Genomic DNA, 26,445 nt, shown 5'->3' on the forward strand with positions numbered 1-26,445 from the left:
CACCGGAAGGAAGCCCGCCCATGCCGCCCAGGCCCACCGCCCCGCCCCAGCTCCAGTCAGCGCCCGAAGCGCTGCGCAAGTTCGTCGAGGGCCTGTTCACCCTGGACGTCGAGGAGCCCTGGGCCCAGCCCGCGGAGGTGAAGGAGACGGGCGCCGCTCCCTGGCGGCCGCCCAACGCCTACACGCTGGTGATGGGGAACCTGGACGTCGAAGGCAACGTGCTGGTGGAAGCCGCCAGGCGGGACGAGGGGGTCCTCATCGTGTTCGGCGACGTCACGTGCCGCAACCTCTTCGTCGGCGTGGGCTTCACCTTCGTCTGCACCGGCACGCTGCGCGTGAAGGAGACGGTCGTCGCGACCTCGATGGACAGCGTGACGTACGCGGCGGGAGTGGTGGAGGCGGAGCTCGTCGACTCCGGCTCTGGCGCGTGGCTCACCCTCTTTGGAGACGCGTCCCAGCTGCATGCGAAGCATCTCACGCACTACGTGATGAACGGCCGCAAGGTCATCAAGTCGCAGAACCCTCCCGACCTGCGCACGCTTGTCGTTCCGGAGGTCCTCGACCTGGAGGAATGGGATTCCCTCTCCGCGGAGGAGCAGGCGGACGAGGACCCGAAGGTCCTCATCAAGCTGGACACGCGAGCCGCCCACAAGCGCCTGGCCCAGGGCGAGAGCCTCTTCCTCTCGCCCTGAGAAGGCCGCATTCGGCCCGTGCGCTCCGTGCGGGCCGTCCTCACGCGGAATGTCAGACACGCTTGATAGCTTGCGTACTGTCCGAGGCCGGACGGACGACAAGCTTTCGCTCCCCCCTGGCGACAAGCGTTCTCACAAACCGAGGAACATCTTGAAACATATTGGATTGAAGTCCCTGGCCGCCGTGTGGCTGACGTGTGCTTTGACGGGCTGTGGCGCGGAGATGGAGCAGGGCGCTGAGACGGAGCTGGAGAACCCCACCGAGGCCGCTGAACAGGCCCCTGCGGAGGAGAAGGGTCCCCCGCCGGAAGAACGGGTGCAGGCCCTGGCCGGATGCACCAGCAGCATTGCCCTCACCCCCAACGTGACTGTCACCGGCATCAGCGCGAACGCGGGGGAGTACTCCTGCACGTACACGCTGTACGTCGCGTCCGCGAACAGCAACCTCACCTTCAGCACCTCCGGCGGTTCGGGCGACGTGGACCTGTATGTGAAGTACGGCTCGGAGCCGACCACGGGGAGCAGTACCTGTAGCTCCGCTGGCTCCAGCAGCACGGAGTCCTGCTCCATCACCGGCTCGCAGGTGGGCACGTATTACGTGAAGTTGTACGGCTACTCTGCGTTCAGCGGCGCGACCCTGAAGGCGACGTCCACGCCTTCCGGACAGACGGGCTGCACCAGCAGTACCACGCTGACCAAGGACGTGACCCTGACCGGCATCAGCGCGAACACGGGCGACTGGTCCTGCATCTACAAGCTGTATGTCCCCACCGGTGCCACCAAGGTGACGTTCAACACCAGCGGCGGCAGCGGCAACGCAGACCTGTTCGTGCGCCGGGATGCCTCCCCCACCGAGTCGGTCTACGACTGCAAGTCGGGCAGCCTCTACAGCAACTCCGAGACCTGCTCCGTCAACGTGACGTCTCCCGGGACCTACTGGGCGCGCCTGTACGGCACCGGGTCGTTCTCCAATGTGAGCATCACGGGAACCTACACCCTGTCGGAGGGCCAGCCGGGGTGCACGTCCACCAGCCCGCTCAACAACAACACCACCACGTACGGCCTGAGCGCGCCGCCCGGAGGCTTCTCCTGCGACTACACGCTCACCATCCCGTCGGGGGCTTCGAGCGTTACCTTCAGCACCACCAGTGGCTCGGGCGGCACCGCGTTCCTCTACGCGAAGCTTGGCAGCGCGCCCACGCTGTCCTCCTATGACTGCGTGGCCAACACGAGCAGCAGCAACAACCAGACGTGCACCCTCTCCAATCCCGCGGCGGGCATCTGGCACGTGCGCGTGTACAACGCTTCCTCGTCCGGAACGCTCACCAACGCCTCCCTGCGCGGCGCCTACGTCACCGGCGGCACGGGGAACCCGGGCACGGGCACGCTGAGCAACAACGTCCCGGTGACGGGCCTGTCGGGCGCGAAGGACTCGTACCGCTACTGGACCATCACCGTGCCGGCCGGGAAGAGCTCGCTGCTCGTGCAGACGATGTTCGGCACGGGCGACGCGGACCTGTACGTGCGTCAGGGCTCGAAGCCCGAGGACTCCGTCTACGACTGCCGCCCCCTGACGGGCGGCAACACGGAGTCGTGCCTCATCAGCAACCCCGTCGCGGGCGTCTACCACGTGATGATCAAGGGCTACACGGACTACGCCGGGCTGACGCTTCAGGCGTCCTACTGAAGCCGCCCTGTAGGCACTGATGTGTGAAGCAGTGCCCGGCCCCGAGGTGATTTCTTCCCTCGGGGCCGGGGTTGGGGGAACACTCCGGACCCATGAGCGCTCGGCGGTTCGACGTGGTGGTCCTCGGCTCCGGTCCCGGCGGTGAAGGGGCTTCGATGAAGGCGGTGAAGTCCGGCCGCAAGGTGTGCACCGTGGAGCAGGGAGCCCTCGTAGGCGGCGCCTGCACCCACACCGCCACCATCCCCTCCAAGGCCCTGCGCCACGCCATCCAGCGGCTGATGGACGTGCAGCAGGACCACCCGGAGATGCGGGCGGACCTGGCCCGGCACACCACGCTCAAGGACATGATGCGCGTGGCGACCACCGTCGTGTCCAAGCAGGTGCAGCTGCGCACCACCTTCTACGAACGCAACCGCGTGGAGCTGGTGGTGGGCCGCGCGAAGTTCCGGGACGCGCACACGGTGGAGGTGACGGAGCCGCGCGGCTCCGTGGAGTTGCTCACCGCGGACGCCTTCGTCATCGCCACGGGCTCCAGGCCCTACCGGCCCGTAGGCGTGGACTTCCGCCACCCGCGCATCTTCGACTCGGACACCATCCTCAAGCTGCGTGAGTCCCCGCTGTCGATGATCATCTACGGCGCGGGCGTCATCGGCTGCGAGTACGCCTCCATGTTCCGGATGCTCGGCGTGAAGGTGGACCTGGTGAACACGCGCGACCGGCTGCTGTCCTTCCTGGACGACGAAATCTCGGACGCCCTCTCCTACCACCTGCGCGAACAGGGCGTGCTCATCCGCCACCAGGAGGAGATGGTCTCCGTGGAGCCGCACGACGACAGCGTGGTGCTCCAGCTGAAGAGCGGCAAGCGGCTGAAGGCGGACGTCTTCCTCTGGGCCAACGGCCGCTCCGGCAACAGCCAGGACCTGGGGCTGGAGGCGCTGGGCATCGCGGTGGACGCGCGCGGGTGCATCCAGGTCAACGACGGCTACCAGACGTCCGTGCCCCACATCTACGCGGTGGGTGACGTGGTGGGCGCCCCGTCGCTGGCGAGCGCGTCCTATGACCAGGGCCGCTTCGCCGCCACGCACATCGTGGAGGGGCGGGCGGAGCACAAGCTGGTGAAGGACATCCCCACCGGCATCTACACCAGCCCCGAAATCAGCAGCCTGGGCCGCACGGAGCGCGAGCTCACCCAGGCGGGCGTCCCCTATGAAGTCGGCCACGCCTTCTTCAAGAGCCTGGCGCGCGCGCAGATTACCGGCCGCACCGTGGGCATGCTGAAGCTGCTGTTCCACCGGGAGACGCGAGAGATTCTCGGCATCCACTGCTTCGGGGACAACGCCTCCGAAATCATCCACATCGGCCAGGCCATCATGGCGCAGGACTGGCCGGGCAACGGCATCGACTACTTCATCAACACCACCTTCAACTACCCCACCATGGCGGAGGCGTACCGCGTGGCGGCGCTCAACGGCCTCAACCGGCTGTTCTGAAACACGAAGGGCACCGCGGGCGATTGAAAGCCCACGGTGCCCCGGGTGTGTCACGTCAGGACGCGCTTAGTAGCGGTAGGTGTCCTGCTTGTACGGACCGCTCTTCTGCACGCCGATGTAGTTCGCCTGCTCGGGGGTGAGCTCGGTGAGCTGGGCGTTGAGCTTCTTGAGCTGGAGCCGGGCGACCTTCTCGTCCAGGTGCTTGGGCAGCACGTACACCTTGCCCACCTGGTACTTGTCGCTGTGCGAGTACAGCTCAATCTGCGCGATGGTCTGGTTCGCGAAGGAGCTGGACATCACGTAGCTGGGGTGACCGGTGCCGCAGCCCAGGTTCACCAGGCGGCCCTTGGCCAGCAGGATGATGCGCTTGTTGTCCGGGAAGATGACGTGGTCGACCTGGGGCTTGATCTCCTCCCACTTGTACTGCTCCAGGGAGGCGACCTCGATTTCGTTGTCGAAGTGGCCGATGTTGCAGACGATGGCCTGGTCCTTCATCTTGGCCATGTGCGCATGGGTGATGACGGACTTGTTGCCCGTGGCGGTGACGAAGATGTCCGCCTTGTCCGCGGCGTAATCCATGGTCACGACGCGGTAGCCCTCCATCGCGGCCTGGAGCGCGCAGATGGGGTCGATCTCCGTCACCCACACCTGGGCGGACAGCGCGCGCAGGGCCTGCGCGGAGCCCTTGCCCACGTCGCCGTAGCCCGCGACGACGGCGATCTTCCCGGCCACCATCACGTCCGTGGCGCGCTTGATGCCGTCCACCAGGGACTCACGGCAGCCGTAGAGGTTGTCGAACTTGCTCTTCGTCACGCTGTCGTTGACGTTGATGGCGCGGAACAGGAGCGTGCCCTTGGCGGACATCTCCTGCAGGCGGTGCACGCCCGTGGTCGTCTCTTCCGTGACGCCCATGATCTTGGCGCTCTTGCGCGAGTACCAGGTGCCGTCCTCGGCGAGCTTGGCCTTGATGGAGGCGTACAGCTCGCGCTCCTCCTCGCTCTCGGGGTTCGCGATGACGGACAGGTCCTTCTCCGCGCGCTTGCCCAGGTGCATGAGCAGCGTGGCGTCACCGCCGTCGTCGAGGATCATGTTCGGACCCTCGTGGTCGCTGCCGGAGGGGCCAAACTCGAAGATGCGGTGGGTGAAGTCCCAGTACTCCTTCAGGGACTCGCCCTTGTGGGCGAACACCGGGGTGCCGGCCTCCACCAGCGCGGCGGCGGCGTGGTCCTGCGTGGAGAAGATGTTGCACGAGGCCCAGCGCACCTGCGCGCCCAGCGCCTGGAGCGTCTCCACCAGCACGGCCGTCTGGATGGTCATGTGCAGCGAGCCCGTGACGCGAGCGCCCTTGAGCGGCTGCTGCTTCGCGTACTCCTCGCGGATCGCCATGAGCGCGGGCATCTCGCTCTCGGCGATGCGGATCTCCTTGCGGCCCCAGCTGGCGAGCTTGAGGTCGGCGATGGCGTAGTCCTGATTCTGCTTCTGGGTAACCGCGGTCATGTGTGGCTCCGGATCCAGGTGGCGCGCCTGCCGGCAAGGGAGAGGCTTGGGCCCTGGAAAGAAAGGCCGCCTCACCCTCGCAAGAAACGCGTTCAGGTGAGCGCCGTTGGGTCAGTCGGCTTCGAGCCTGGGGCCGGAAAGGCCTCGCAACGCTCCTCGAAGTCGCGGGGGAAACTACGGGAAGGCGCCCTGAATTTCAAAGGGAGATTGCCTCCCTGGGGGACAGCCGGAAGTCGCGCCTGGAGGTGTCCTGGCGGACAGGCGGAGGGAGTGTCCCGAGGGGTGGGAGGATCTGCTCCCTCCCTGCCTCCAAACGAGCGCGTGCTCTACCTGTCGGACAGCGGAGGACCCGGCGAGGCACCGCGCCATGTCGCAGCCCGAGACGACGCGGTACGCGCCAGGATTGAAGCCCCCCTGGCGGAGGTGTCACCGGAACGCATTGACCACGACGGCAGACGCCATGGAGCCATCGAGAATGGCCGTGCCGGACTTTGACTCGGGCCGCTTCCGCATCTGGTCCTCGCTCAGCCGTGCCACCGCGCAGATGGGCACCTCGTCGCCGTCTGGAGGGTGGGCCTTGTAGTACCGGACGACGGCCTGCGGCCCGCTCGTCCAGACCTGTCCGTACAGCCGGGTTGTCGTCTCCAGCGGGCCCAGATCGCGCATGAGGACGCTCTCGATCTCGCCATCGTAGAGGGTGATGCGGCGTGATCTCATCTGGTTCGCGTCCAGTTCCACGAGCGCGGCGTCCCCCACATGCAGCTTCAGGTATCGCATGGCTTCGAGCGCCTTCTCCGGACACTCTTGCGATCCAGGCGAGCCGTCCGAGCGTAATGAAACTCCACCGGCCGTGGTGCATGCCACGGACGTGGCAAGTAGGACGACAGAGGAGAGCAGTAGAGCTCGGCTGGTGGGCATGATCGGAACTTCTACTGCCGAATCAGGGTGCGATCCATCCTCACCAAGACCTGCTGGTTGCCGTCAGATCGGAAAATCTGAAGGGCCAGATCCACGAACTGCCCGTTCTTCTCGAAGGCACGCTTGTCCGCCACGACGGCGATGGCTCCTGACTGCCCTGGAGCAATCGCGGAACGGGTCATCCGAAGCGCGAAGGACTGCTTCGTGTGACGCGTCATGTCGCGCGTCAGGTAGGCGTCCGCGAACTCCCATGTGTCGGCGTAGCCAGTGTTCGTCATGTAAATGACGGCTGCCGCCTTGCCTTGGCCTGAGTAGACCTCAACGACCATTTCCATGTCTGGATCCTTTGGGCGGGCGGAGGCCACGAATCGAAACGGCGTCTTCTTCGCCTGCCCATTCGCCAGAAGCGTCGCGTAGGCATGATCGATGGAGTTCTCCTCCTTGCGATAGCGCTCGTTTTCCTCGGTCAGGGCGTTGTTTTGCGCGAGCGCATCCATCAACGACGCGTGCATCGAGGCGTAGCTGTCCCGGTTCTTGAACACGTCGATCTGCTGGTCGTGAATCGGGGCCCAGTCGTTGTCCTTCTTCGGCCAGGGCGGTCGCACGAGAAGTGGGACCTCGGTGCCGTCCGTCAGCGTCACGACCAGGGGCAGCCCTTCGTCCCGGTTGAGATCCCGGATGGGCTCCAGGATGACCTTGTTGCCGACCACGGTGAGCGGCTCGAGGCGCCCCTCCCAGCCAATGAGCTTCGTCTTGCTCGGGTCCACGGGCTGCTCGAAGCGCAACGTCGTGATGACCTGGCCCTTCACGTAGACGGAGTGCGTGCCATTGGAGGGGTGCTCGGAAAGGGAGATGGACCGCTGCTGGGGGCGGTCGCACCTGTCGCTTGCCTTGGTGGTCGCAGCGGTCAGAAGTACGCCCAGCAGGATGGTTCTTGCGAATTGGCCAGGTCGCATAGAATGGACAACGTACCAGGATGGCAGTCCGGCAGCCAACCTACGGCTGCCCACCAAACCGCCCATGGATGTGAAGTGGGCCCAGCCTCGGGGAAATCCATGCGATTGGTGTGGTTTATCGCGCTATTGCTTTTGATGGAGGGGTGTGCGACCGCTCGCGTTGTCCACGTGGATGTTGGAGACGGCAGGCAGGTGGTGCACGAGTCCCTGGAGGTGGATCCGGTCCAGGTGGGTGAGGACGCGTTCAAGGCGGCCCTCACGCAGCTCCTCCTGGACATGCGAATGGACGTTGCCTTCCGCGAGACGGATGCGGCCGACCAGCGAGGGTGGGTGCGGTCCAGGGCCCTGCTCGCGTCCGCGAAGGGACTCGCGGACCCTGGCTCGGGCAGCTCACCTGAATCGCTGTACGCGCGCCTCTGCCCTGACGGGGACGACTGCTTGACCCTGGTGGGCGGGACGGGGCTGACGTTCTCGCGCAAGGACCGGACGGTGATGGCGCTCTCGTTCGCGCTCGACACGGTGTGGGAGAGCGTCGAGGCCGAGGTCGGCAAGGTGCTCAATCCGGTGGCGCTCAAGGCCCTGGTGACCTCGGCCGCCCTGACCGTGCTCCTCACGATGACGCTGCCCGAGCCTGTCACCAAGGTGCTCGCGGTGGCACTGACGGCGGCGATGGTGGCCTACCTGGGCATCGTGCCGGTCTGGGAGATGGGCCGGGGCTTCGTGCGCCTGTGGGACGAAGCGGAGACAGCAACGAGCGTCATCGAGTTGCAGGACATCGGACATCGCTTCGGCAAGGTGCTCGGGACCAACGGGACGCGCGTCCTGGTGCTGCTCGTCACCGCGGCCCTCGGTGGGAAGAACGCGATGGCGGCCCAGGGGCCCAGGCTCCCGGGCTTCTCCCAGGCCGCACTTCGCGCGCAGGCCGAAGGTGGATTCGGGCTCGCGTCGGCTATGAACGGCGGAGTGGGCTCCATCTCCTTGCCTGCTGCCGGTGTGCTCAACGTGGCGCTGGCTCCGGGAGCTGTGGCGGCACTGGCGATGTACGGTGAGGGGCGGTTTCCCGGTGACGCGACGGGACCTGTTCATCACATCTGCACGAACAAGAACTCCATCTCCGATGTGACCGGCGGGCCTTGGACGCCTCAGTGTGCGAAGATCTTCAAGAAGGCCGGGATGACGCTCGAAGACGCTGCCAACAAAGTGCGGCTCAAGGGGCATGAGGGGCCTCACCCTGAAATATACCATCAGAAAATAATTCAGCGCCTTGAACGCTCGGTTGCGAACTGTCGAATGACGGAGGCCTGCCGGGCCGGTTTGATGAAGGAGCTTGCGAAGATAGCCAACGAGCTTCTGACTCAAGGTTCCGAGTTACGGAGTTTCATTGTGAAGGTGGAGGGTTGAGGTGGAGCGTCACTTTTACTGGGCGGAGCTTGGAGATGTGCCGCGGTGGCTCCTTGAGACGCCGGCACGGGAATCTGGTGAGCCATTTGATGAGCCTTGGATGTTCGCGGACGGTCGCGTCCTTCCTGACCTGGGAGCCCTCAGGTCACAAATCGCACATCCAGGCAGGAAGCGAACGTTTGATTTCTCTGTGATTGAAGCAGCCCCTATCGTCAGCGAAGCCGTCGCAGCCGTCTTCAGGACGCTCGCACCCGGCGACGTGCAGCTCTTCCCTGTCTCGATTGAGGGGGTGCCCGAACCGTACTTCGTCGTCAATGCCACCAAGGTGATTGATTGCATCGACGAGGCACGGTGCCGGGAGGTGCACCACTACGACAAGGACGATCCATCCCCTGACCACCCGGGGGAGTACAACTGGATCTACGGACTGCGCATCGACCCGGCGAAGACCGAGGGCGCCCATGTCTTCCGGCTGGCGAAGTTCAAGGTCGCGTTCGTCGTTTCGGAAGACGTCAAGAACGCGCTCGAAGCGGTCGGAAACCTGGGGGTGTCGTTCGAGCGCGTGACGGGAGCGATTGAGTCTGACTGACGGTCGATGCCGAGAGCCGAGGTGGCGATTCGTGTGGTGTCCTCGTCTCGCCGCCCCTCGGCCTCCATTGAGGAACTGAACTCCGGTGCCATCCGTCAGCGTCACGACCAGCCAGAGCCCTTCATCGCTGTTGAGGTCCCGGATGGGCTCCAGGATGACCTTGTTGCCGGCCACGGTGAGCGGTTCGAGGCCCCCTCCCAACCAATGTTCTTCGTCTTGCCCGGATCCACGGGCTGCCAGAAGCTCAACGTCGTGATGACCTGGCCCTTTCACGTAGACGGATTGGGCGTGCTCTTGGTGAGAGTGCCGGGCCTCTTGATTTCCAGGCGGTTCGGCTTCGGAGGTGTTCGTGCGATGGATGGGAGCTGTCGCGTTATTGTTCCTCGTGGGAGGGTGTGCGACCACTCGCGTTGTCCACGTGGATGTTGGAGACGGCAGGCAGGTGGTGCACGAGTCCCTGGAGGTGGATCCGGTCCAGGTGGGTGAGGACGCGTTCAAGGCGGCCCTCACGCAGCTCCTCCTGGACATGCGAATGGACGTTGCCTTCCGCGAGACGGATGCGGCCGACCAGCGAGGGTGGGTGCGGTCCAGGGCCCTGCTCGCGTCCGCGAAGGGACTCGCGGACCCTGGCTCGGGCAGCTCACCTGAATCGTTGTACGCGCGCCTCTGCCCTGACGGGGACGACTGCTTGACCCTGGTGGGCGGGACGGGGCTGACGTTCTCGCGCAAGGACCGGACGGTGATGGCGCTCTCGTTCGCGCTCGACACGGTGTGGGAGAGCGTCGAGGCCGAGGTCGGCAAGGTGCTCAATCCGGTGGCGCTCAAGGCCCTGGTGACCTCGGCCGCCCTGACCGTGCTCCTCACGATGACGCTGCCCGAGCCCGTCACCAAGGTGCTCGCGGTGGCACTGACGGCGGCGATGGTGGCCTACCTGGGCATCGTGCCCGTCTGGGAGATGGGCCGGGGCTTCGTGCACCTGTGGGACGAAGCGGAGACAGCAACGAGCGTCATCGAGTTGCAGGACATCGGACATCGCTTCGGCAAGGTGCTCGGGACCAACGGGACGCGCGTCCTGGTGCTGCTCGTCACCGCGGCCCTCGGTGGGAAGAACGCGATGGCGGCCCAGGGGCCCAGGCTCCCGGGCTTCTCCCAGGCCGCACTTCGCGCGCAGGCCGAAGGTGGATTCGGGCTCGCGTCGGCTATGAACGGCGGAGTGGGCTCCATCTCCTTGCCTGCTGCCGGTGTGCTCAACGTGGCGCTGGCTCCGGGAGCTGTGGCGGCACTGGCGATGTACGGAGAGGGGCGGTTTCCCGGTGACGAGAAGGGGCCTGTTCATCACATCTGCACGAACAAGAACCTCATCTCCGATGCTGCCGGCGGTCCTTGGACGCCGAAATGCGAGAAGGTCTTCAAGAAGGCCGGAATGACCCTCGAAGATGCTGCAAACAAGGTACGACTCAATGGTCATGAAGGGCCGCACCCCGAGCGCTACCATACGGAGGTGCTTCAGCGCCTTAATCGTTCTGTTTCGCGATGCCGGACGACTGAGACCTGTCGGGCCAGCTTGATGGAGGAGCTTGCGAAGATAGCCAATGAGCTTCTGACGTCGGACTCTCCTTTGCGGCGTCTCATTGTGAAGGGGGAGGGCTGAGATGGAACGGTATTTTTATTGGGTGCGACTTGCCGATGTGCCGCATTGGCTCCTTGATACGCCGACACGGTACTCAGGCGAGGCTTTTGACGAGCCTTGGATGTTTGTAGATGGTCGCACCCTCCCCGCCCCTGGCCCCCTCAAGGCACAGGTCGCCCATCCTGGCACCAAGCGAGACTTTGTATTCTCTTCGATTGAAGAAACGCCCATCGTCAGCGAAGCCGTTGCGAGCGTCTTCAAAACACTGGCTCCCGGTGACGTGCAGCTTTTCCCGGTGTCCATTGAGGGAGATGCCGACCCGTTCTTCGTCGTCAATGCCACCAAGGTGATCGATTGCATCGACGAGGCACGGTGCCGGGAGGTGCATCGCTACGACGAGGACGCCCATCCTCCTGAATTTGAAGGGGAGTACAACTGGGTCTACGGACTGCGAATCGACCCCTCGAAGACCGAGGGCGCCCAGGTCTTCCGGCTGAAGAAGTTCAAGGTTGCGTTCATTGTCTCGGAAGACGTCAAGAACGCCCTTGAAGCGGTCGGAAACCTGGGGGTGTCGTTCGAGCGCGTGACGGGCCTGCCTCCAACCTGAAGCGGGTGCACCGCCCAGTTGCTCGCCTCCCGCTGACGGGCAGCCCTGCCCGTGGCCAGCTTCCCCAGGGGAGGCACGCCATGCAGGAGCCGTCACAGCCGAGGAAGCAGGCAGGGCTTCGCGCCCCCGACGCGCCTCCCATCCCCTGGCATGCGCTTCTCCCAGACGCCGTGCTGGAACGGCTCTCCAGCGCGCCCCAGGGGCTGACGGAGGAAGCGGCCCGGGAACGGCTCGCGCGCCATGGTCCCAATGTGCTGGAGCGCTCGCGGCCGGACAGCGCGTGGAAGCTCTTGTGGCGGCAGATCGACAGCCCGCTCATCTGGGTCCTCATCGCTTCCGCGGGCCTGGCCATCCTGCTGGGCAAGGTGACCGACGGGCTCGTCGTGGCCGCTGTCGTGGTCCTCAACACCCTCATCGGCTTCGTGCAGGAGTACCGCGCGGGCCGGGCCATCGAGGCGCTCAACCACATTGTGCCGGAGACCGCGCAGGTGCTGCGCGACGGACACCTGCTGGCACGGCCCGCGGCGGAGCTCGTTCCCGGTGACGTCGTGCAGCTCGCTTCGGGGGACCGCGTGCCCGCGGACCTGCGCCTCTTGCGCTCGCGCAACTTCCAGGTGGAGGAGGCCGCGCTCACCGGCGAGTCCGTCCCGTCGAGCAAGCACGTCACGGCCGTGTCCGAGGACGCGGAGCTGGGGGACCGGGCGAGCCTTGCCTTCGGTGGCACGCTGGTGACGTCCGGCACGTCCACCGCCGTCGTCGTCGCCACGGGCAGCGCCACGGAGCTGGGCCGCATCTCCCATTTGATGGACCAGGCCGCGGACCTCAGCACTCCGCTTACTCGGGAGCTGGCCCGGCTGGGCCGCGTCATCAGCGCGGGCATCGTCGTGCTGTCCGCCGTGCTGCTCGGGGTGGGCATGTTCCGGGGGTATGCCTTCAGCGACGCCGTCCTGGTGGCCATCACCCTGGCGGTGGCCGCCATCCCGGAGGGCCTGCCCGCCATCGTCACCATCGCCCTGGCCATTGGCGTGCAGCGCATGGCGTCCCGCCGCGCCGTCATCCGCAAGCTGCCCGCCGTGGAGACCCTGGGCAGCACGACCGTCATCTGCACGGACAAGACCGGCACCCTCACCCGCAACGAGATGACCGTGCAGGCGCTGTGGACCTGGCGCGGGCACTACGCGCTCACCGGCGTAGGCCACTCCCCCCTGGGAGATCTGCTCCGCGCGGGGCGCCCCCTGGACGTGCCGCCCGACGACGTGCGCACGCTGCTCGTCGCGGGCGTGCTCTGCAACGAGGCCGACCTCCAGCCCCGGGAGGGACGCTGGGGCATGACGGGCGACCCCACGGAGGGCGCGCTGCTCTTCGCCGCGAAGAAGGCGGGCCTGGGCGTGACGGAGCTGCGCGAGCGCCATCCCCGCCTGGACGCCATCCCCTTCGAATCCGAGCACCAGTTCATGGCCGCGCTCCACGCGGGCGACCCGGAGCACTCCGAGCTCTTCATGAAAGGCGCCCCGGAGGTCGTGCTGCGCCGCTGCGGACCGGAGACGGACCGGGACGTCGTGCTGGCGGAGGTGGAGCGCATGGCGAGGCAGGGGCTGCGCGTGCTCGCCTTCGCGCGCAAGCACATGTCCCGCGCGGACGCGCTGCGGCCCCAGGACGTGGAGGACGGCTTCGCGCTGCTGGGCCTGCAGGGGATGATCGACCCGCCCCGCGAGGAGGCCGTGGCCTCCGTGAAGGCCTGCCACGCCGCCGGCATCCGCGTGAAGATGATGACCGGCGACCACCCGGGCACGGCGGAGGCCATCGGCCTTCAACTGGGGCTCCACGCTCCAGGACATCCGAGCCTCACCGGCGCGCGACTGTCCGGCATGAGCGACGCGGAGCTGGCCGTGGCGGTGAAGGACACGAACGTGTTCGCTCGCCTGGCCCCCGAACACAAGCTGCGGCTGGTGCGCGCGCTCCAGACGCAGCGGCACGTGGTGGCGATGACGGGCGACGGCGTCAACGACGCGCCCGCGCTCAAACAGGCGGACATCGGCGTGGCCATGGGCATCACCGGCACGGCCGTGTCCCGCGAGGCCGCGGACCTGGTGCTGACGGACGACAACTTCGCCACCATCGTCGCCGCCGTCGAGGAGGGGCGCCGCGTCTATGACAACCTGGTCAAGTCGCTCGCCTTCGTGCTGCCCACCAACCTGGGGCTCGCCCTCATCCTCATGCTGGGCGTGACGTTCTTCCCCTTGCAGGAGTCCGGCGGCGTGCGCGAACCGCTGCTGGCCATGCGCCCCACGCAGCTGTTGTGGATCAACCTGGTGGCCACCGTCACCCTGGCGCTCCCGCTGGCCTTCGAGGCGAAGGAGCGCCACGTCATGCGCCGTCCACCCCGCTCGCCGGACACACCCGTCCTGAGCCACTTCGTGGTGATGCGCACCGGGCTCGTCGCGCTGTTGATGGCGGCGGGCGCCATCGGCCTGTTCCTCTGGGAGTTCGCGCGCCAGGGCGGCAACCACGGCGTCCCCAACGCCTGGGCCCTGGCCGAGGCGCGCACCATGGCCGTCAACACCGTGGTCAGCTTTCAAATCTTCTACCTGTGGCTGTGCCGCACGTTGACGGGCTCCACGCGCGAGGTGGGCTTCGCGAGCAACCCCACCGTGTTCGTGGGCATCGCCGCGCTGGTGCTGCTCCAGGCCGCGTTCATGTACGTGCCCTTCTTCCAGCGCCTCTTCGGCTCCGCGCCGCTGTCGCTGGGGGACATCGCGCGGTCGGTGCTGGTGGGCGCCTGCGTGCTGCCCGTCGTGGGCCTGGAGAAGTGGCTGCGCTCGCGGCGGCGGGAGGTGGGCCGGAGCGTGAGCGCCTCCTGAAGGTGTCCGGCGTCAGTCGCTCGCCTCCGCGCGCACGTCCAGTTCCTGGAGCAGGGCCACGAAGTCGGTGAGGTGGCGGGCGGCGGTGAAGCGGGTGCGGACATGTTCGTGCGCCTGGGTCCCCAGGCGGGCCGCGAGGACGGGATCGTCCAGCAGCCTTCGCACCGCGGCGGCGAACCCGGCCAGGTCCTCGGGGTCACGCACGAGCAGGCCGTCCACCTCGTGGCGGACCTGGTCCTGGAGGCCGCCCACCGCGCTCGCCACCACGGGCCGGGACTTCCACATGGCCTCCGTGATGGTGAGCCCGAAGCCCTCCCGCAGGCTCTTCTGCACCACCACCGCCGCGTGGCGCTGGAGCGCGTTGACGATGGCGGCGTTCTCCTCCGGGTCCACCATGGGCAGGCACGCCAGGTGGACGCGCTGGCGCAGGAAGTGCGGCTGCTCGTGCCACGCGGCGATGACGGCCTCGAGCGTCGCCGCCGCCTCCGGGTCATCCGCGACGGACGTCACCGAAGGCCCGGCCAGGACCAGCTCCGCGCGCAGGCCGGGCGACTCCCGCAGGAGCAGCGCGAAGCCCCGCAGAACCCCCGCTGGGTCCTTCAGGGGGTCCCACCGGGAGACCTGCACCACGAGCGGCGTCCCGGGAGCGGGCGCCGCGCCCAGCCGCACGATGTCCGCCCCGCGCGACACGCGGGCCGGAACCCCGTCCATCCGGGTGAAGACGGGCTCGGGCGCGTCCGGCGCCAGCTCCACGAGCCCCGTGTGCCCCAGGATGGCGTGCGCCACCTCCGGCGCCATGGGCTGGTTCTTCACCGCGAAGATGTCGATGGAGGGCGGGATGACGATGGACCGGTCCGCGAGCAGGGGCGGCACGTAGGCGGCCCGGGAGAAGACCGCGAGCCGAGCGGCGGCCAGGTCCGGCGCGAGGAACGCCCACGCCCGCGCCACCTCCGCGTCGGGCGTGTCACTCCCGATGTGGCAGCGCCAGACCACGCGCGCGCCCGCCGCGGCAAGCGTCGGGGCCAGCCCAGCGGTCTGGGGGTCGTGCAGCAGCACCACGTCCCCCGGCCGCACCAGGACGAGCAGCTCCTCCGCGTTGTCGCGGAGCACCTCGGCGTAGCAGGCGCGCTCGGCGGGCCCCAGGGCCGAGCCGTCCCCTGGAGAGCCATGCAGCGCGTGGTGCAGCCGCTTGGTGACGCGGAAGAAGGCGGGCGTGCCCTGCACCACCATCCAGCGCGTGTCCACGCCCGCCCCGCGTGCGTAGGCGAGCATCCGGGGCAGCAGCTCCGCCACGCCTCCACCCCGGGCGGTGGAGTTCACATTCCAGAAGGTGCGGCCCGCCATGCGCTCGCGGGCCTGCTCCGCGTTCGTCTGGAGCGCCTCCCACTCCGACCCCGTGAGCCTCGGCCGGAAGCACTCCAGCGAGCTGGCCTGCACATGCACCTCGAAGGGCTTCAGCATGGCGTCACCGTCACGGCGGCACGGGGTGCTTGACCACCAGCACGGGCCGGCGGCTGCGAGCCACCACCTCCTGGGCCACGGATCCAAGCACCGCGCGGCGAACCCCCGTGCGCCCGTGCGAGCTGATGCAGAAGATGTCCGCCCCGCACCGCTCCGCCGCCTGGCAGAGCGCCTGCGCGGCGTGAACCCCGGGCAGCAGCTCCATCCGGACGGTGATGCCCCGGCCGGCCGCGTCGCTGGGGACCAGCGCCTCCAGCTGGCGCCGCAGCTCGGGCTCGTCGTCATCGTTCCCGCTCAGGGCCACCGCGGGCCAGAAGTCCGCGTAGACGATGGGGACCGGCGACTCGATGACATACGCCAGGATGAGCTCTCCGCCCCGGGGCAGGAGCGACAGGGCGTGGGGGATGGCCCGGTTCGCCAGCGGCGAGAAGTCCGTCGAGACGAGGACGCGCTGGATGGACGGGATGCCCACGGGCGCTTCGGCCTCCCGCGCCGAGCAGGACGGGACGCAGGCGACCGCCGCCACCGGGGCGAGTTGGAGGGAGGAGAGCGACACCGAGCCATGCCGCACGCGCCGCAGTCCCCGTCGCTGGTGGCTGCCCAGGAGGAGGAGGTCCGCCCGCGCCGCCTCCGCGAGCCTTGCGAGCGGCTCCGCCACGTTTCCGTGGTCCGAGGACATCCGGACCTCCGCACGGGGCTCACCGATGCGCGACAGGCGCTCCCGCAGGTCCCGCTCGAGGATGGCCTCGACGCCCTCGGGCCCCGGGTTCGCATGGTACAGCCCCAGCCGTCCGTACTCCGTGGCCGTGCTGTAGACGTGGGAGACCGTCAGCTCGACTGGCCCCACCCGGCGCAGCTCCGGAAGCCAGCGCAGCGCGACCTCCGCGCTGTCCGAGAAGTCATCGCCCACGACGACCCGCAGCGGGCGCTTCGCCTGGCACCAGTCCAGGAACGGCTCGGACAGACGGACCATCAGGAAGGGGCAGCGCGACAGCTGCGCGATGCGCGCCGGGATGCCGCCCAGCCGCCAGCGCTTCTCCGACCGCCAGCCCAGGGCCGACGTGATGAGCATCCGCGCCTGGAGCTTCGCGGCGTGCTCGACCAGCGCCTCGTCCGGCATGCCCAGCAGCACCTGGGGCTCCACGGACAGCCCTGGATGGCTCAACCTGTCGGCCTCGGCGGCGAGCCGCTTCTCGAGCTCCGTGATGGTGCTGCCGTGCTCGGACGGCCAGTCGCGCCGGAGCATGCCGGGCTCCGCGGCGTGCACGAGCACCAGCGGCGTGCCCGTCCGCTCCGCGATGGCTGCCGCGACGCGGACGGCCTCCCGGGCATGGTCGGAGAAATCCGTGCCGACGACGATGGCCATGACGCCCCCCCAAGGGGCTTCCTGCCCCGCTGCCCGCGAGGGCGCGCCCCTTGCGTGGAACGTTGGGGCCGGCGGCGGAGTGCGCAAGAGCTCCGGGCAGGGGCAGGCGGCGCGCCTCCGGGAAGAGCAGCTCCAGGTGGTACATGCCGTCCTCGCGGCGGCTGCGCACGGGCAGGCTCGCGGGGTCCCTGCTCCCCTGACGGTGTACGTCCAGAAGGCGCCAGCCCCAGCTTGGAAGGAGCGCGAGGAGCCCAAGACCATGGATCCGTCCCTTCCCCCAGAGCCTTCTGCCCGGGCACCGGAACCCCGGCCGGCCCCGCCCCCCTCCATCCTCTGGTTCGACGCCCTGTCCCGGGAGGACGTGGCCCAGGCCGGAGGCAAGGGCGCCAACCTGGGAGAGCTGACCCGCGCCGGGCTGCCCGTGCCCCCGGGCTTCGTCATCACCGCCGCCGCCTTCCATCAGGCGATGGAGCCCGTGCGCGCCCGGTTGCGCGAACTGTGGAAGCGCGTGGATCCGGATGACCCGCGGTCGCTCGCCGAGCTCACGGAGTCCCTGCGCGGCCTCGTGCTCGAGGCCCCCCTGCCCGACTGGCTGGACACCTCCATCCTCGCCGCCTATCACCGGCTGCGGGAGTGCTCCGCGGTGGCGGTGCGCTCGTCCGCCACCGCGGAGGACACCGCCACCACCTCCTTCGCGGGCATGCACGAGTCGTTCACCAACGTGGCGGGCGATGACGCGCTCCTCGACCGCGTGCGTGCGTGCTGGGCGTCGGCCTTTGGCCCGCGCGTGGTGGCCTACCGCAAGGCGCAGGGGCTCACGGAGGTGCCGGAGATCGCCGTGGTGGTGCAGGCCATGGTGGACTCGACGCGCTCGGGCGTCATGTTCACCGTGGATCCCTCCACCGGAAACCGCGAGCACCTCGTCATCGAGGGGGCCTTCGGCCTGGGAGAGGTCGTCGTGGGTGGACAGGTGGAGCCCGACACCTCCGTCGTGGACCGCGAGGGGCCGCGCCTGCTGGAGACGCGCGTGGGCCTGAAGTCCTTCCAGCTCGTGCGCGACGGCGTGGGCCACGAGAAGCGCGAGGAGCTCCCTCCGGAGCGGGCCCACGCGCGGGTGCTCACGGACGTGGAGGTGCTGGAACTGGCGCGGCTGGGGCTGCGCGTGGAGCGGCACTACGGCGCGCCCCAGGACATCGAGTGGGCGGAGCAGGACGGCCGGTTCTATCTGGTCCAGTCGCGGCCGGTGACGACGGTGTCCGCCGCCGCGCCGGAGGCCCCGAAGGCTCCGGAGCCCGGCGCGTCCCCGGACCGGGCGCGGGTGAGCGGACTGGGCGCGTCTCCCGGCGTGGCCTCCGGCCGCGTGCGGGTGCTGCGTGACGCCCGGGAGGGCTCGAAGCTGGAGGCCGGTGAAATCCTCGTGGCGCCCATGACCTCTCCGGACTGGGTGCCCACGCTGCGGCGCGCGGCGGCGGTCGTCACCGACAGCGGCGGCATGACGTGCCACGCGGCCATCGTCAGCCGCGAGCTGCGCAAGCCCTGCGTGGTGGGCACGCGCAGCGCCACGAAGGTCCTGCGCGACGGGGAGGAGGTCACCGTGGATGGCGCCGCCGGCACCGTGCGCGAGGGCCGCGCCAGGGAAGCGCCCTCCGTGGCGGTGGTGGGGCCGCCCTCCCCCCATGCAGGGCCCCAGCCCCGGGAGGCCAGCGGGCCGGAGGCTCTGGGCACGCGGCTCTACGTGAACCTGGCCCTGCCGGGACAGGCCCAGGAGGCGGCGGCGCTCCCGGTGGACGGCGTGGGGCTGCTGAGGGCGGAGTTCATGCTCACCGAGGCCCTGGGCGGCGTGCACCCGCGCAAGCTCATCGCCCAGGGGAAGAGCCGCGAGTTCGCCGAGCGGATGTCCCAGGCGCTCTTGACCATCACCCGCGCCTTCCGGGGCCGCCCCGTGGTGTACCGGACCACGGACTTCCGCACGAACGAGTTCCGGGGGCTGGAGGGCGGCGGCGAGTTCGAGACCGTCGAAGCCAACCCGATGATCGGCTTCCGGGGCTGCTACCGCTACCTGCGCGAGCCCGAGGTGTTCCGGCTGGAGCTGGAGGTGCTCGCCCGCGTGCGGGAGGAGACGCCCAACCTGCACCTGATGATTCCCTTCGTGAGGACGCGGTGGGAGCTGGAGGCGTGCCTGGAGGCCGTGGAGAAGAGCCCGCTGGGACACCACCGCGGGCTGGAGCGCTGGGTGATGGCGGAGGTGCCCTCCGTCGTCTACCGCATCCCCGAGTACGCGCGGATGGGCATCACCGGCGTGTCCATCGGCTCCAATGACCTCACGCAGCTCATGCTGGGCGTGGATCGGGACTCGGAGCTGTGCGCGGAGCTCTTCGACGAAGAGGACGCGGCGGTGCTGGACGCCATCGTCCGCATCATCCGGGCCAGCCGCGAGGCGGGCATCACGTCGTCCCTGTGCGGCCAGGCCCCGTCGAACCGGCCCGCCTTCGCGGAGCACCTGGTCCGCGCGGGCATCACCTCCATCTCCGTGGACCCCGCGGCCGCCGGCGCGACCCGGGCGGTCGTGGCGGCGGCGGAGCGGCGGCTCCTGCTGGAGTCCGCCCTGCGCCGGTAGGCCGCGCTCAGGCGTACGTCCCGGCGTGCGCCGGGGCGCCTTCGGCCAGGGGCAGCGTGAAGAAGAACGTGCTGCCCGCGCCGGGCGCGCTGTCCACGCCGACCTGGCCGCCGTGGGCCTCCACCAACCCCTTCACGATGGACAGCCCCAGCCCCGCGCCCTCCTTGCGCTTCGGTCCGGCCTGCCAGAAGCGCTCGAAGATGCGCGGCCGGTCCTCCGCCGCGATGCCGGGGCCCGTGTCGCTCACCAGGAAGCGGACCTGGCCCGCCTCCGGCTGGACGCGCAGGAGCACGCGGCCTCCCTCGGGCGTGAACTTGAGCGCGTTGCCCAGGAGGTTGGAGAGGATCTGCGCCAGCCGCTCCGGATCCGCCAGGACGCGGGGCACGCCTTCCGGCACGTGGGCCTGGAGGAGGAGGGACCTGTCCTCCGCGAGCCCCCGGTGCTGCTCCAGGGCCTCCTGGATGAGCAGCGCCACCTCCAGCGGCTTGCGCTCCACCGACAGGTTTCCACCTTCCATCCGGGCCACGTCCAGCAGGTCCTGGATGAGCCGGTTCGCCCGCTGGACCGACCTCTGGAGCGTCTCCAGGCGCTGCCGGGCGCTGTCTCCCGGGGACGGGTGCTTCTCCAGCATCCTCGCGCTGAGCTGGATGACGTTGAGTGGGGCGCGCAGGTCGTGCGCCACGATGCGCAGCACCTCCTCGCGCATGCGGATGGCCTGCTCGGCCCGTTCGTACAGGCTGGCATTGTCGATGGCGAGCGCGGCGCGGCGGGCCAGCTCCTCGGCCTGGGCCTGCTCCCGGGCTCCGTAGCGGCGCCCGGCGCTGGACGTCGCGAGGAGGATGACGCCCAGGTTCCGCTCCCGGCTGCGCAGCGGCAGGATGAGGGCCGAACGCGGCGCCAGCTGGCGCAGCTGCTCCCGGGGCCCGGCGTCCACCGTCGCCGCGTCGAGCATTCCGGGGGGAGCCTCCGGCAACAGCACCGGCCTTCCCGTGCGCTGCACGGAGGCGATGAGGGCCGCTGGCAAGAGGAACTCCGGTCCATGCTCCGCGTCCAGCGCCCGCAGCCGCTCCTGCGTGCCCGCGTCCGCGGCCGCGTGCTCCACCCGCTGGATGCGTCCGTTCGCGTCCAGGCAGGCCACCACGCACCAGTCCGCCAGCGCTGGCACCGCCAGCGCCGCCACCGTGGCCAGCGTCGTCCGGGACGACAGGGACGCCGCGAGCCGCGGGCCCACGTCCGCCAGGAAGCGCCAGGCCTGCTCCAGTTCCTGGCGCTCCGTGATGTCATGCATCTGGGAGATGAAGTGGAGCGGCATGCCCCGCGCGTCACGCACCACCGCGCACCAGATGAGGATGGCGATGCGGCGGCCGTCCTTGCGCACGTAGTGCTTCTCCCGCTGGAAGGAGGACATCTCCCCCCGGCGCATCCGCTCGGCGTTCTGCTCGTCCACCGGCAGGTCCTCCGGCGCGGTGAGGTCCTGGAACGACCGGCGGAGCAGCTCGTCCCGCGAGTAGCCCACCAGGGCGCAGAGCGCCGCGTTCACGTGGAGGAAGTGGCCATCCAGTCGCGCCAGCGCCATGCCAATGGGCGCGCCCTCGAACGAGGTGCGGAAGCGCTCCTCGCTCAGGCGCAGCAGGTCCTCCGCCTTCCGCCGCGCGCTGATGTCCCGGAGGATGACGGTGAGCCGCTGCTCGCCCTCCACGTCCAGCTTCATGATGCTGGCCTCCGCCGGGAACACCTCGCCTCCCTGGCGCCGACCGAGGATGGGCAGCCGCTCGCCCATGTGCCGGGACGTCGCCGCGCCTCGCGCGAAGCGCTGCACGTGCGCCGCATGGACGGCCCGGAGGTGCTCGGGGAGGAGGATGTCCAGCGGCTGGCCCAGCACCTCCCGCGTGGAGTAGCCGAAGATGCGCTCGGCGCTCGCGTTGAACAGGACGATGTGCTGCCCGGTGTCGATGGAGATGATGGCGTCCGCGGCGTGGGTGACGATGCCCGCGAAGCGCGCCTCCGACAGCCGCAGCGACTGCTCCACCCGCCGCCGGCTCGCGTCCAGCCGGGAGAGGGCATTCGCGTTCCAGAGGACCACCGCGAGGAAGGCCGCCATCGTCAGGAGCACGAAGAGGGTGACCCCCTCGGTGGTGCCGTAGAGCCCCGGCCGCTCGCCCAGGAGCCGGACGGCGCCCGCCACGGGCACGAGCAGCAGGACCGCGAGCAGCAGCCGCCGCGCCGAGTGCCCCCCGAGGTCCTCGCGCAGCAGCACGCCCGTCAGCCCACGCTCAGGGTGGAGCGAGAGCAGCCCTCCCGACAGCAGCAGCAGTCCCAGCGACAGGGGAAGTCCCGGCGCCCTGAAGGCTCCCGTCACGGTGTTCAGGGGGGCCAACCCGAACCAGTGCCCCTGGTACACCCCTCCGACGAGGCCCCACACCGCGAGCAGCGCGGCGCAGGCGGCCAGCCACCGCGAGGGGTACCCGCCCTGGCGCGTGCGCACGTGCAACGTCCAGAGTGACAGCCCCGTGAGCAGCAGGCCCAGCCCGCCTCCCGGAGCATCCCGGGTGAGCTCCACGACGCCCATGACCACGACGCCGGTCGCCAGCCCCCGCCCCACCGCGCGCCGTCCCCTGCGCGCGGCCTGGGTGCGGAGCAGCCAGAGCGCGCCTCCCGCGAAGAGCAGGCCCCATCCGTCCCAGGGAGACAGACGGTCCGGGGCCGGGGTGGGCGACAGGGCCCAGCCGCCCACCCCGAGCACGCCCAGCAGGACCGCGAACGCGCTCGCCGCGGCGACGCCCCCCCCGAGCCCCCTCGCGAACCATGGCGGCGCGCTCCGAGCGGAAGGCGCGGACGGGGTGGCGGGAGGCGGGTGCGTCATGCGGCCTCCGGGGCCGGCGCGCGCCGGCCGGTTCGCCACCGGTGGCCCCGGCCGCCCCGCGCGTGCGGCCCCGCGACGAGCAGGGGCACCAGCGCGGCGGCGACGGCGACGAGGACCCGGCCCCAGTCGCGAGCACCGGGCGGGTGCAGCCCCACGAGCGCGGCCAGCGCGGGCACCTGGATGAGCAGCACGGAGAGCCCCAGCGACAGGGCGCAGACCCACCGCGCGGTGCGGGTCCGCAGCCGGGTGAGCACTGCCGCGAAGGTGGCGCTCGCCAGCGTGAGCGAGGCCATCGCCACCGCCCGCGCGCGCTCGACGTCGTGCCCTTCCGACAGACATCGCGCATAGGCCCAGACGAGCCCGCACGCCATCAGCCCGCCCACCGCCGTGAGCAGGGTCCACTCCCGCCAGGAGAAGAAGCGCGCGGCGGGCCTCGCGCGCAGCGGGGTGAGCCGCCCGGGCTTCGCGGCCGCCTGGAAGGCCAGCATCGCGGTGGGGTGGATGATGAGCTCCAGCCACACGATGTGGATGGGCAGGTACAGGAGCGACTTACCCCAGAGCGGCACCAGCGCCGCCGTGCCGACCAGCGGGATGTGGATGAGCAGCAGGTAGAGGAAGCAGCGCTGGAGGTTGGAGAAGAGCTGCCGGCCCTCCGCGATGGCGCGCACCAGCGTGCCGAAGTCGTCGTTCAGCAGCACGATGGAGGACGCCTCGCGAGCGCTCCGCGTCCCCCGCTCCCCCATGGCGATGCCCACGTCCGCGGCCTGGAGCGCCGGCACGTCGTTCACCCCGTCCCCCGTGGCGGCCACCACCTCGCCCTGTCTCCGGAGCGCCTTCACCAGCGCGTACTTCTGGGCGGGCAGCGCGCGCGCCACCACGTCCACGGGCGGCACCCTGCCCGTGTCGGCCAGCCGCGCCTCCAGGGCCTCTCCCGTGAGCACCACCGGATGTTCGCCGCCATGCCAGTGCGCCGCGTCCAGCGTCCGGCTCGCGCACGCGATGACCTTGAGGCCCTCGCGCGCGAGCGCGTCCAGGCGGAGCGCCCACTCCCGCCGGGCGTCCTCGGACAAGGTGCACAGGCCCAGCACCCGCTCGGGCGCGCCCTTCACCGCGGCGAGCAGCGTCCCGGGCCCCTGCCGCACCACCGCCGTCTCACGCTGACGGTCCTCGGTGAAGGGGAAGGTGGCCTCACGGGTGGGAGCGGGCAGCTCCGGCAGGTCCCGCGCTCCCGCCTCCAGCAGCGCCACGTCCAGCGGATCCCTCCCCTCCTCCCGCGAGGCCAGCACCGCGGTCCGCAGCAGCGCCCGCGGCGAGGTCCCGGGTGACGGCAGCAGCCGGGTCACCCGCAGGAGCCCTTCGGTCAGCGTGCCCGTCTTGTCCGAGCAGACGCAGCTCACGCGGCCGATGTTCTCGACCGAGACGGCCTGCCGCACCAGCGCCTGCCGCCGGGCCAGCCGGTACACCCCCGCGCCCAGGAAGAACGTGAGGGCCACCGGGAACTCCTCGGGCAGCGCCGCCACGCCGAGCGTCGCCGCGCTCAGGAGCGCGTCCAGCCACCCGAACCCCTGGCGCAGGCGGACCAGCGCCAGCACCGCGCAGAGCGCCGCCGCCACGCCCACCAGCACCGCCACCAGGTGCGCCACCGCGTGCTGGAGCGGCGTGCGTGCCCGGGCCTCCTGCCCCGCCGAGCGGACGATGCTCCCGTACAGCGTCTCCGGGCCGGTGAGGACGATGCGCACCCAGGCCGTCCCGGTGAGCAGCCGCGTCCCCGCGAGCCCCCAGTGCACCACCTCCACCGCCGGCTCCGCTCCGGGCGGGAGGCGCTCCAACGGCCGCTTGCGCACAGGCAGTGACTCGCCGGTGAGCGAGGACTCCTCGGCCTGCAGGCCCTGCCCCCGCACGACCAGGCCGTCCGCGGGGAACGTGCTGCCCGCCTCCACGCGCAGGAGGTCTCCCGGCACCACGTCCTCCGCCGGCACCTCCGCTTCATGGCCGTCGCGCGACACCGTGGCGCGCTCGGCCAGGCGCCCACGCAGGCCCTCGGTGGAGGCCTGGGTCCGGTGGTGCAGGAAGACGTCCATCCCAAGCAGCGGCACGAGCGCCAACAGCATCACCAGGCCATTCACATACTCGCCCAGGGCGAAGTAGAGGGTGCTCGTGCCCACGAGGAACCAGAGCATCGGATCGCCTCCGGCCTCGCGCAGGCTCTGGAGCGCGGAGCGGCGAGGCCGACCTCGCACGTCATTGCGGCCGTAACGCGCGCGACGCGCCAACACCTCTTCTGCCTCCAGGCCGCGCACGTCTTCCCAGCCATGAGGCAGGCGTTCGACCGGAACCAGGACTCGCATGACGCCCCCGGAAGAAGCTGGGGTCCTGCATGGGCGTCGGCAACGCGTTGAAGCCCCCGAGCGCCCATCGAGAGCTACCTGGCGTGCGCCGCGTCCGCTGCCTCCGCGTGGGACGTGCCGCGCCTGCGCGGTGACTAACGTGGAGAGGTGACTGCAAGGAGGGGCCATGACCATCGCCTGCGCGACCAATTTCTCGGATGACGCCCGGCGCGCCTGCGACACGGCGGCGCTGCTCGCACGGCGGATGAACGTCCCACTCTGCATCGTGCACGTCCTGACCGGGAACCTGGTGCGGACCTTCGGGGACGCCATCTGCGAAACCGCCCAATCCACGCTGCGCGACGAATGCGACCGGCTGCGGGCCACCGGCGTCCAGGTCGACTCCGTGCTCCTCACGGGAGAGCCCGAAGAGGAGCTGCGGGACCTGGTGGCGAAGCGCGGCTTCCAGTGGGTGGTGGCCGGGGCGCCGCGCGAGGACACGCCCTTCCGGGGCCTGGGGGGCACGCTCGACCGGATGGCCCAGTTGCTGGAGGTCCCCTTGCTGGTGGTCCGCGAGGGCTCGGGACTGGAGGCCTGGGCGCGCGGCGAGCGCCCCTTGCGGGTCATGCTGGGTGTGGACCGCTCCAGGCCCTTCGAGCTCGCCCGGGAATGGGTGAAGAGGCTCGCGAAGGTCGGCCCCGTGGAGGTCGTGGGAGGCCGCATCGTCTGGGTGGGCAGCGAGGCGGAGCGGCTGGGGCTGGTGCATCCGCACAGCTACAAGGACATGTCCCCGGAGCTGCGGGAGGCGCTGGAGCGCGAGTCCGATTCGCTGCTGGAGCCCCTGCGCGCCGCGGGCCTCCCGGTGCGCTCGCGGCTGGAGCCGGGGCTGGGCCGCATCGCGGACCACCTCATCGCCCTGGCCACGGAGGAGCAGGTGGACCTGCTGGTGGTGGGCACGCACCAGCGCAAGGCGCTCGCGAAGCTGTGGAGCGTGTCCCAATCCGCGCGGAGGCTGGCGCCCATGTCGGTGGTCAGCGTGCCGGTGCGCGCGGCGGAGCAGGGGCTGGAGCAGGAGCCTCCCCGGGTGCGCTCGGTGCTCGCGACCACGGACTTCGGCGAGGCCGGCGACCGTGCCATCGCCTACGCCTTCGCCATCACGCCACCGGGCGGCACGGTGCACCTGCTGCACGTGGAGCCCGCGAAGGCGACGCCCGAGGAGCTCCAGGCGGCGCGGCATCAACTGGAGCTGCGCGTACCGTCCCCGGAGCATGACGGCAGCCACAAGGTCGAGCTGTCGGTGCTCAAGGGCGACGACATCGCGGCGGTCATCACCCAGGCGGCCGAACGCCACTGCGTGGACCTGGTGTGCATGGGCACGCACGGCCGCACGGGAGTGAGCCGGATGGTGCTCGGCTCGGTGGCGCAGCAGGTGATGGCCCGCAGCGACCGGCCCGCGGTGACGGTGCGCATGCCGCGCGCCTGA

17 protein-coding genes and 1 riboswitch are annotated in these 26,445 nt (G+C 69.9%); of the genes, 10 read left to right on the forward strand and 7 right to left on the reverse strand.

What is annotated here, in order from left to right; translation table 11 throughout:
- The 3 genes from D7Y11_RS14665 to sthA all read left to right on the forward strand — a co-directional run.
- Window positions 1–692, forward strand: a 692-nt coding sequence (locus D7Y11_RS14665; RefSeq protein WP_233607293.1) for a hypothetical protein, incomplete at its 5' end; no start/stop codon positions are given.
- A 151-nt stretch (window positions 693–843) separates the two neighbouring features.
- Entirely contained in the window at window positions 844–2,379 is a 1,536-nt protein-coding gene (locus tag D7Y11_RS14670) for a PPC domain-containing protein (protein WP_158641943.1), read from the forward strand.
- 92 nt (window positions 2,380–2,471) lie between these two features.
- Window positions 2,472–3,869 (forward strand): Si-specific NAD(P)(+) transhydrogenase, encoded by a 1,398-nt coding sequence (sthA, locus tag D7Y11_RS14675; RefSeq protein ID WP_121752326.1) that lies wholly within the window; start codon window positions 2,472–2,474, stop codon window positions 3,867–3,869.
- A gap of 66 nt (window positions 3,870–3,935) precedes the next feature.
- Here the strand turns inward: sthA and ahcY are convergent, their stop codons facing one another.
- From ahcY to D7Y11_RS14690, 3 genes are all read right to left on the reverse strand, one after another.
- Window positions 3,936–5,366 (reverse strand): adenosylhomocysteinase, encoded by a 1,431-nt coding sequence (gene ahcY, locus D7Y11_RS14680; RefSeq protein WP_120598887.1) that lies wholly within the window; start codon window positions 5,364–5,366, stop codon window positions 3,936–3,938.
- A 91-nt stretch (window positions 5,367–5,457) separates the two neighbouring features.
- A riboswitch (S-adenosyl-L-homocysteine riboswitch) is annotated at window positions 5,458–5,530 on the reverse strand.
- A gap of 262 nt (window positions 5,531–5,792) precedes the next feature.
- Window positions 5,793–6,143: a hypothetical protein gene (locus D7Y11_RS14685; protein WP_306770436.1), complete on the reverse strand. Its 351-nt coding sequence runs from the start codon at window positions 6,141–6,143 to the stop codon at window positions 5,793–5,795.
- Between the two features lie 152 nt (window positions 6,144–6,295).
- On the reverse strand, window positions 6,296–7,240 hold the full coding sequence (locus tag D7Y11_RS14690; protein ID WP_126934010.1) for a DUF2381 family protein: 945 nt from the start codon (window positions 7,238–7,240) through the stop codon (window positions 6,296–6,298).
- 99 nt (window positions 7,241–7,339) lie between these two features.
- Between D7Y11_RS14690 and D7Y11_RS14695 the strand changes: the two genes are divergently transcribed.
- From D7Y11_RS14695 to D7Y11_RS14720, 5 genes are all read left to right on the forward strand, one after another.
- Entirely contained in the window at window positions 7,340–8,641 is a 1,302-nt protein-coding gene (locus D7Y11_RS14695) for an AHH domain-containing protein (RefSeq protein ID WP_126934011.1), read from the forward strand.
- Between the two features lie 190 nt (window positions 8,642–8,831).
- Window positions 8,832–9,230, forward strand: a complete 399-nt coding sequence (locus tag D7Y11_RS14700) for a DUF1629 domain-containing protein (RefSeq protein WP_126934012.1) — start codon at window positions 8,832–8,834, stop codon at window positions 9,228–9,230.
- 349 nt (window positions 9,231–9,579) lie between these two features.
- On the forward strand, window positions 9,580–10,881 hold the full coding sequence (locus D7Y11_RS14710) for an AHH domain-containing protein (protein ID WP_126934013.1): 1,302 nt from the start codon (window positions 9,580–9,582) through the stop codon (window positions 10,879–10,881).
- 1 nt (window position 10,882) lies between these two features.
- On the forward strand, window positions 10,883–11,467 hold the full coding sequence (locus D7Y11_RS14715; RefSeq protein WP_199733917.1) for a DUF1629 domain-containing protein: 585 nt from the start codon (window positions 10,883–10,885) through the stop codon (window positions 11,465–11,467).
- Window positions 11,468–11,547: 80 nt separating this feature from the next.
- Complete coding sequence (locus D7Y11_RS14720; protein WP_126934014.1) at window positions 11,548–14,328, forward strand: HAD-IC family P-type ATPase; 2,781 nt, start codon at window positions 11,548–11,550, stop codon at window positions 14,326–14,328.
- A 12-nt stretch (window positions 14,329–14,340) separates the two neighbouring features.
- Here the strand turns inward: D7Y11_RS14720 and D7Y11_RS14725 are convergent, their stop codons facing one another.
- Together D7Y11_RS14725 and D7Y11_RS14730 are read right to left on the reverse strand one after the other, a co-directional pair.
- Entirely contained in the window at window positions 14,341–15,789 is a 1,449-nt protein-coding gene (locus D7Y11_RS14725; RefSeq protein WP_121752323.1) for a glycosyltransferase, read from the reverse strand.
- Window positions 15,790–15,799: 10 nt separating this feature from the next.
- Complete coding sequence (locus D7Y11_RS14730; RefSeq protein WP_158624517.1) at window positions 15,800–17,155, reverse strand: universal stress protein; 1,356 nt, start codon at window positions 17,153–17,155, stop codon at window positions 15,800–15,802.
- Between the two features lie 259 nt (window positions 17,156–17,414).
- Here D7Y11_RS14730 and ppsA point away from each other — a divergent pair, with 259 nt between their 5' ends.
- Window positions 17,415–19,772 (forward strand): phosphoenolpyruvate synthase, encoded by a 2,358-nt coding sequence (ppsA, locus tag D7Y11_RS14735; RefSeq protein WP_126934016.1) that lies wholly within the window; start codon window positions 17,415–17,417, stop codon window positions 19,770–19,772.
- Window positions 19,773–19,779: 7 nt separating this feature from the next.
- Here ppsA and D7Y11_RS14740 read toward each other — a convergent pair whose 3' ends face one another.
- Both D7Y11_RS14740 and D7Y11_RS14745 read right to left on the reverse strand, forming a co-directional pair.
- Window positions 19,780–22,635, reverse strand: coding sequence for a PAS domain S-box protein (locus D7Y11_RS14740; RefSeq protein ID WP_126934017.1), 2,856 nt, complete (start codon window positions 22,633–22,635; stop codon window positions 19,780–19,782).
- Window positions 22,632–24,983, reverse strand: coding sequence for an HAD-IC family P-type ATPase (locus D7Y11_RS14745; protein ID WP_126934018.1), 2,352 nt, complete (start codon window positions 24,981–24,983; stop codon window positions 22,632–22,634). The genes D7Y11_RS14740 and D7Y11_RS14745 overlap by 4 nt, the downstream gene beginning before the upstream one ends.
- Before the next feature lie 166 nt (window positions 24,984–25,149).
- On the opposite strand from D7Y11_RS14745, the gene D7Y11_RS14750 reads away from it, so the two are divergent.
- Window positions 25,150–26,445: a universal stress protein gene (locus D7Y11_RS14750; protein ID WP_121754648.1), complete on the forward strand. Its 1,296-nt coding sequence runs from the start codon at window positions 25,150–25,152 to the stop codon at window positions 26,443–26,445.

Source organism: Corallococcus sp. AB018 (assembly GCF_003986945.1).
Classification (GTDB): Bacteria; Myxococcota; Myxococcia; order Myxococcales; family Myxococcaceae; genus Corallococcus; species Corallococcus exiguus.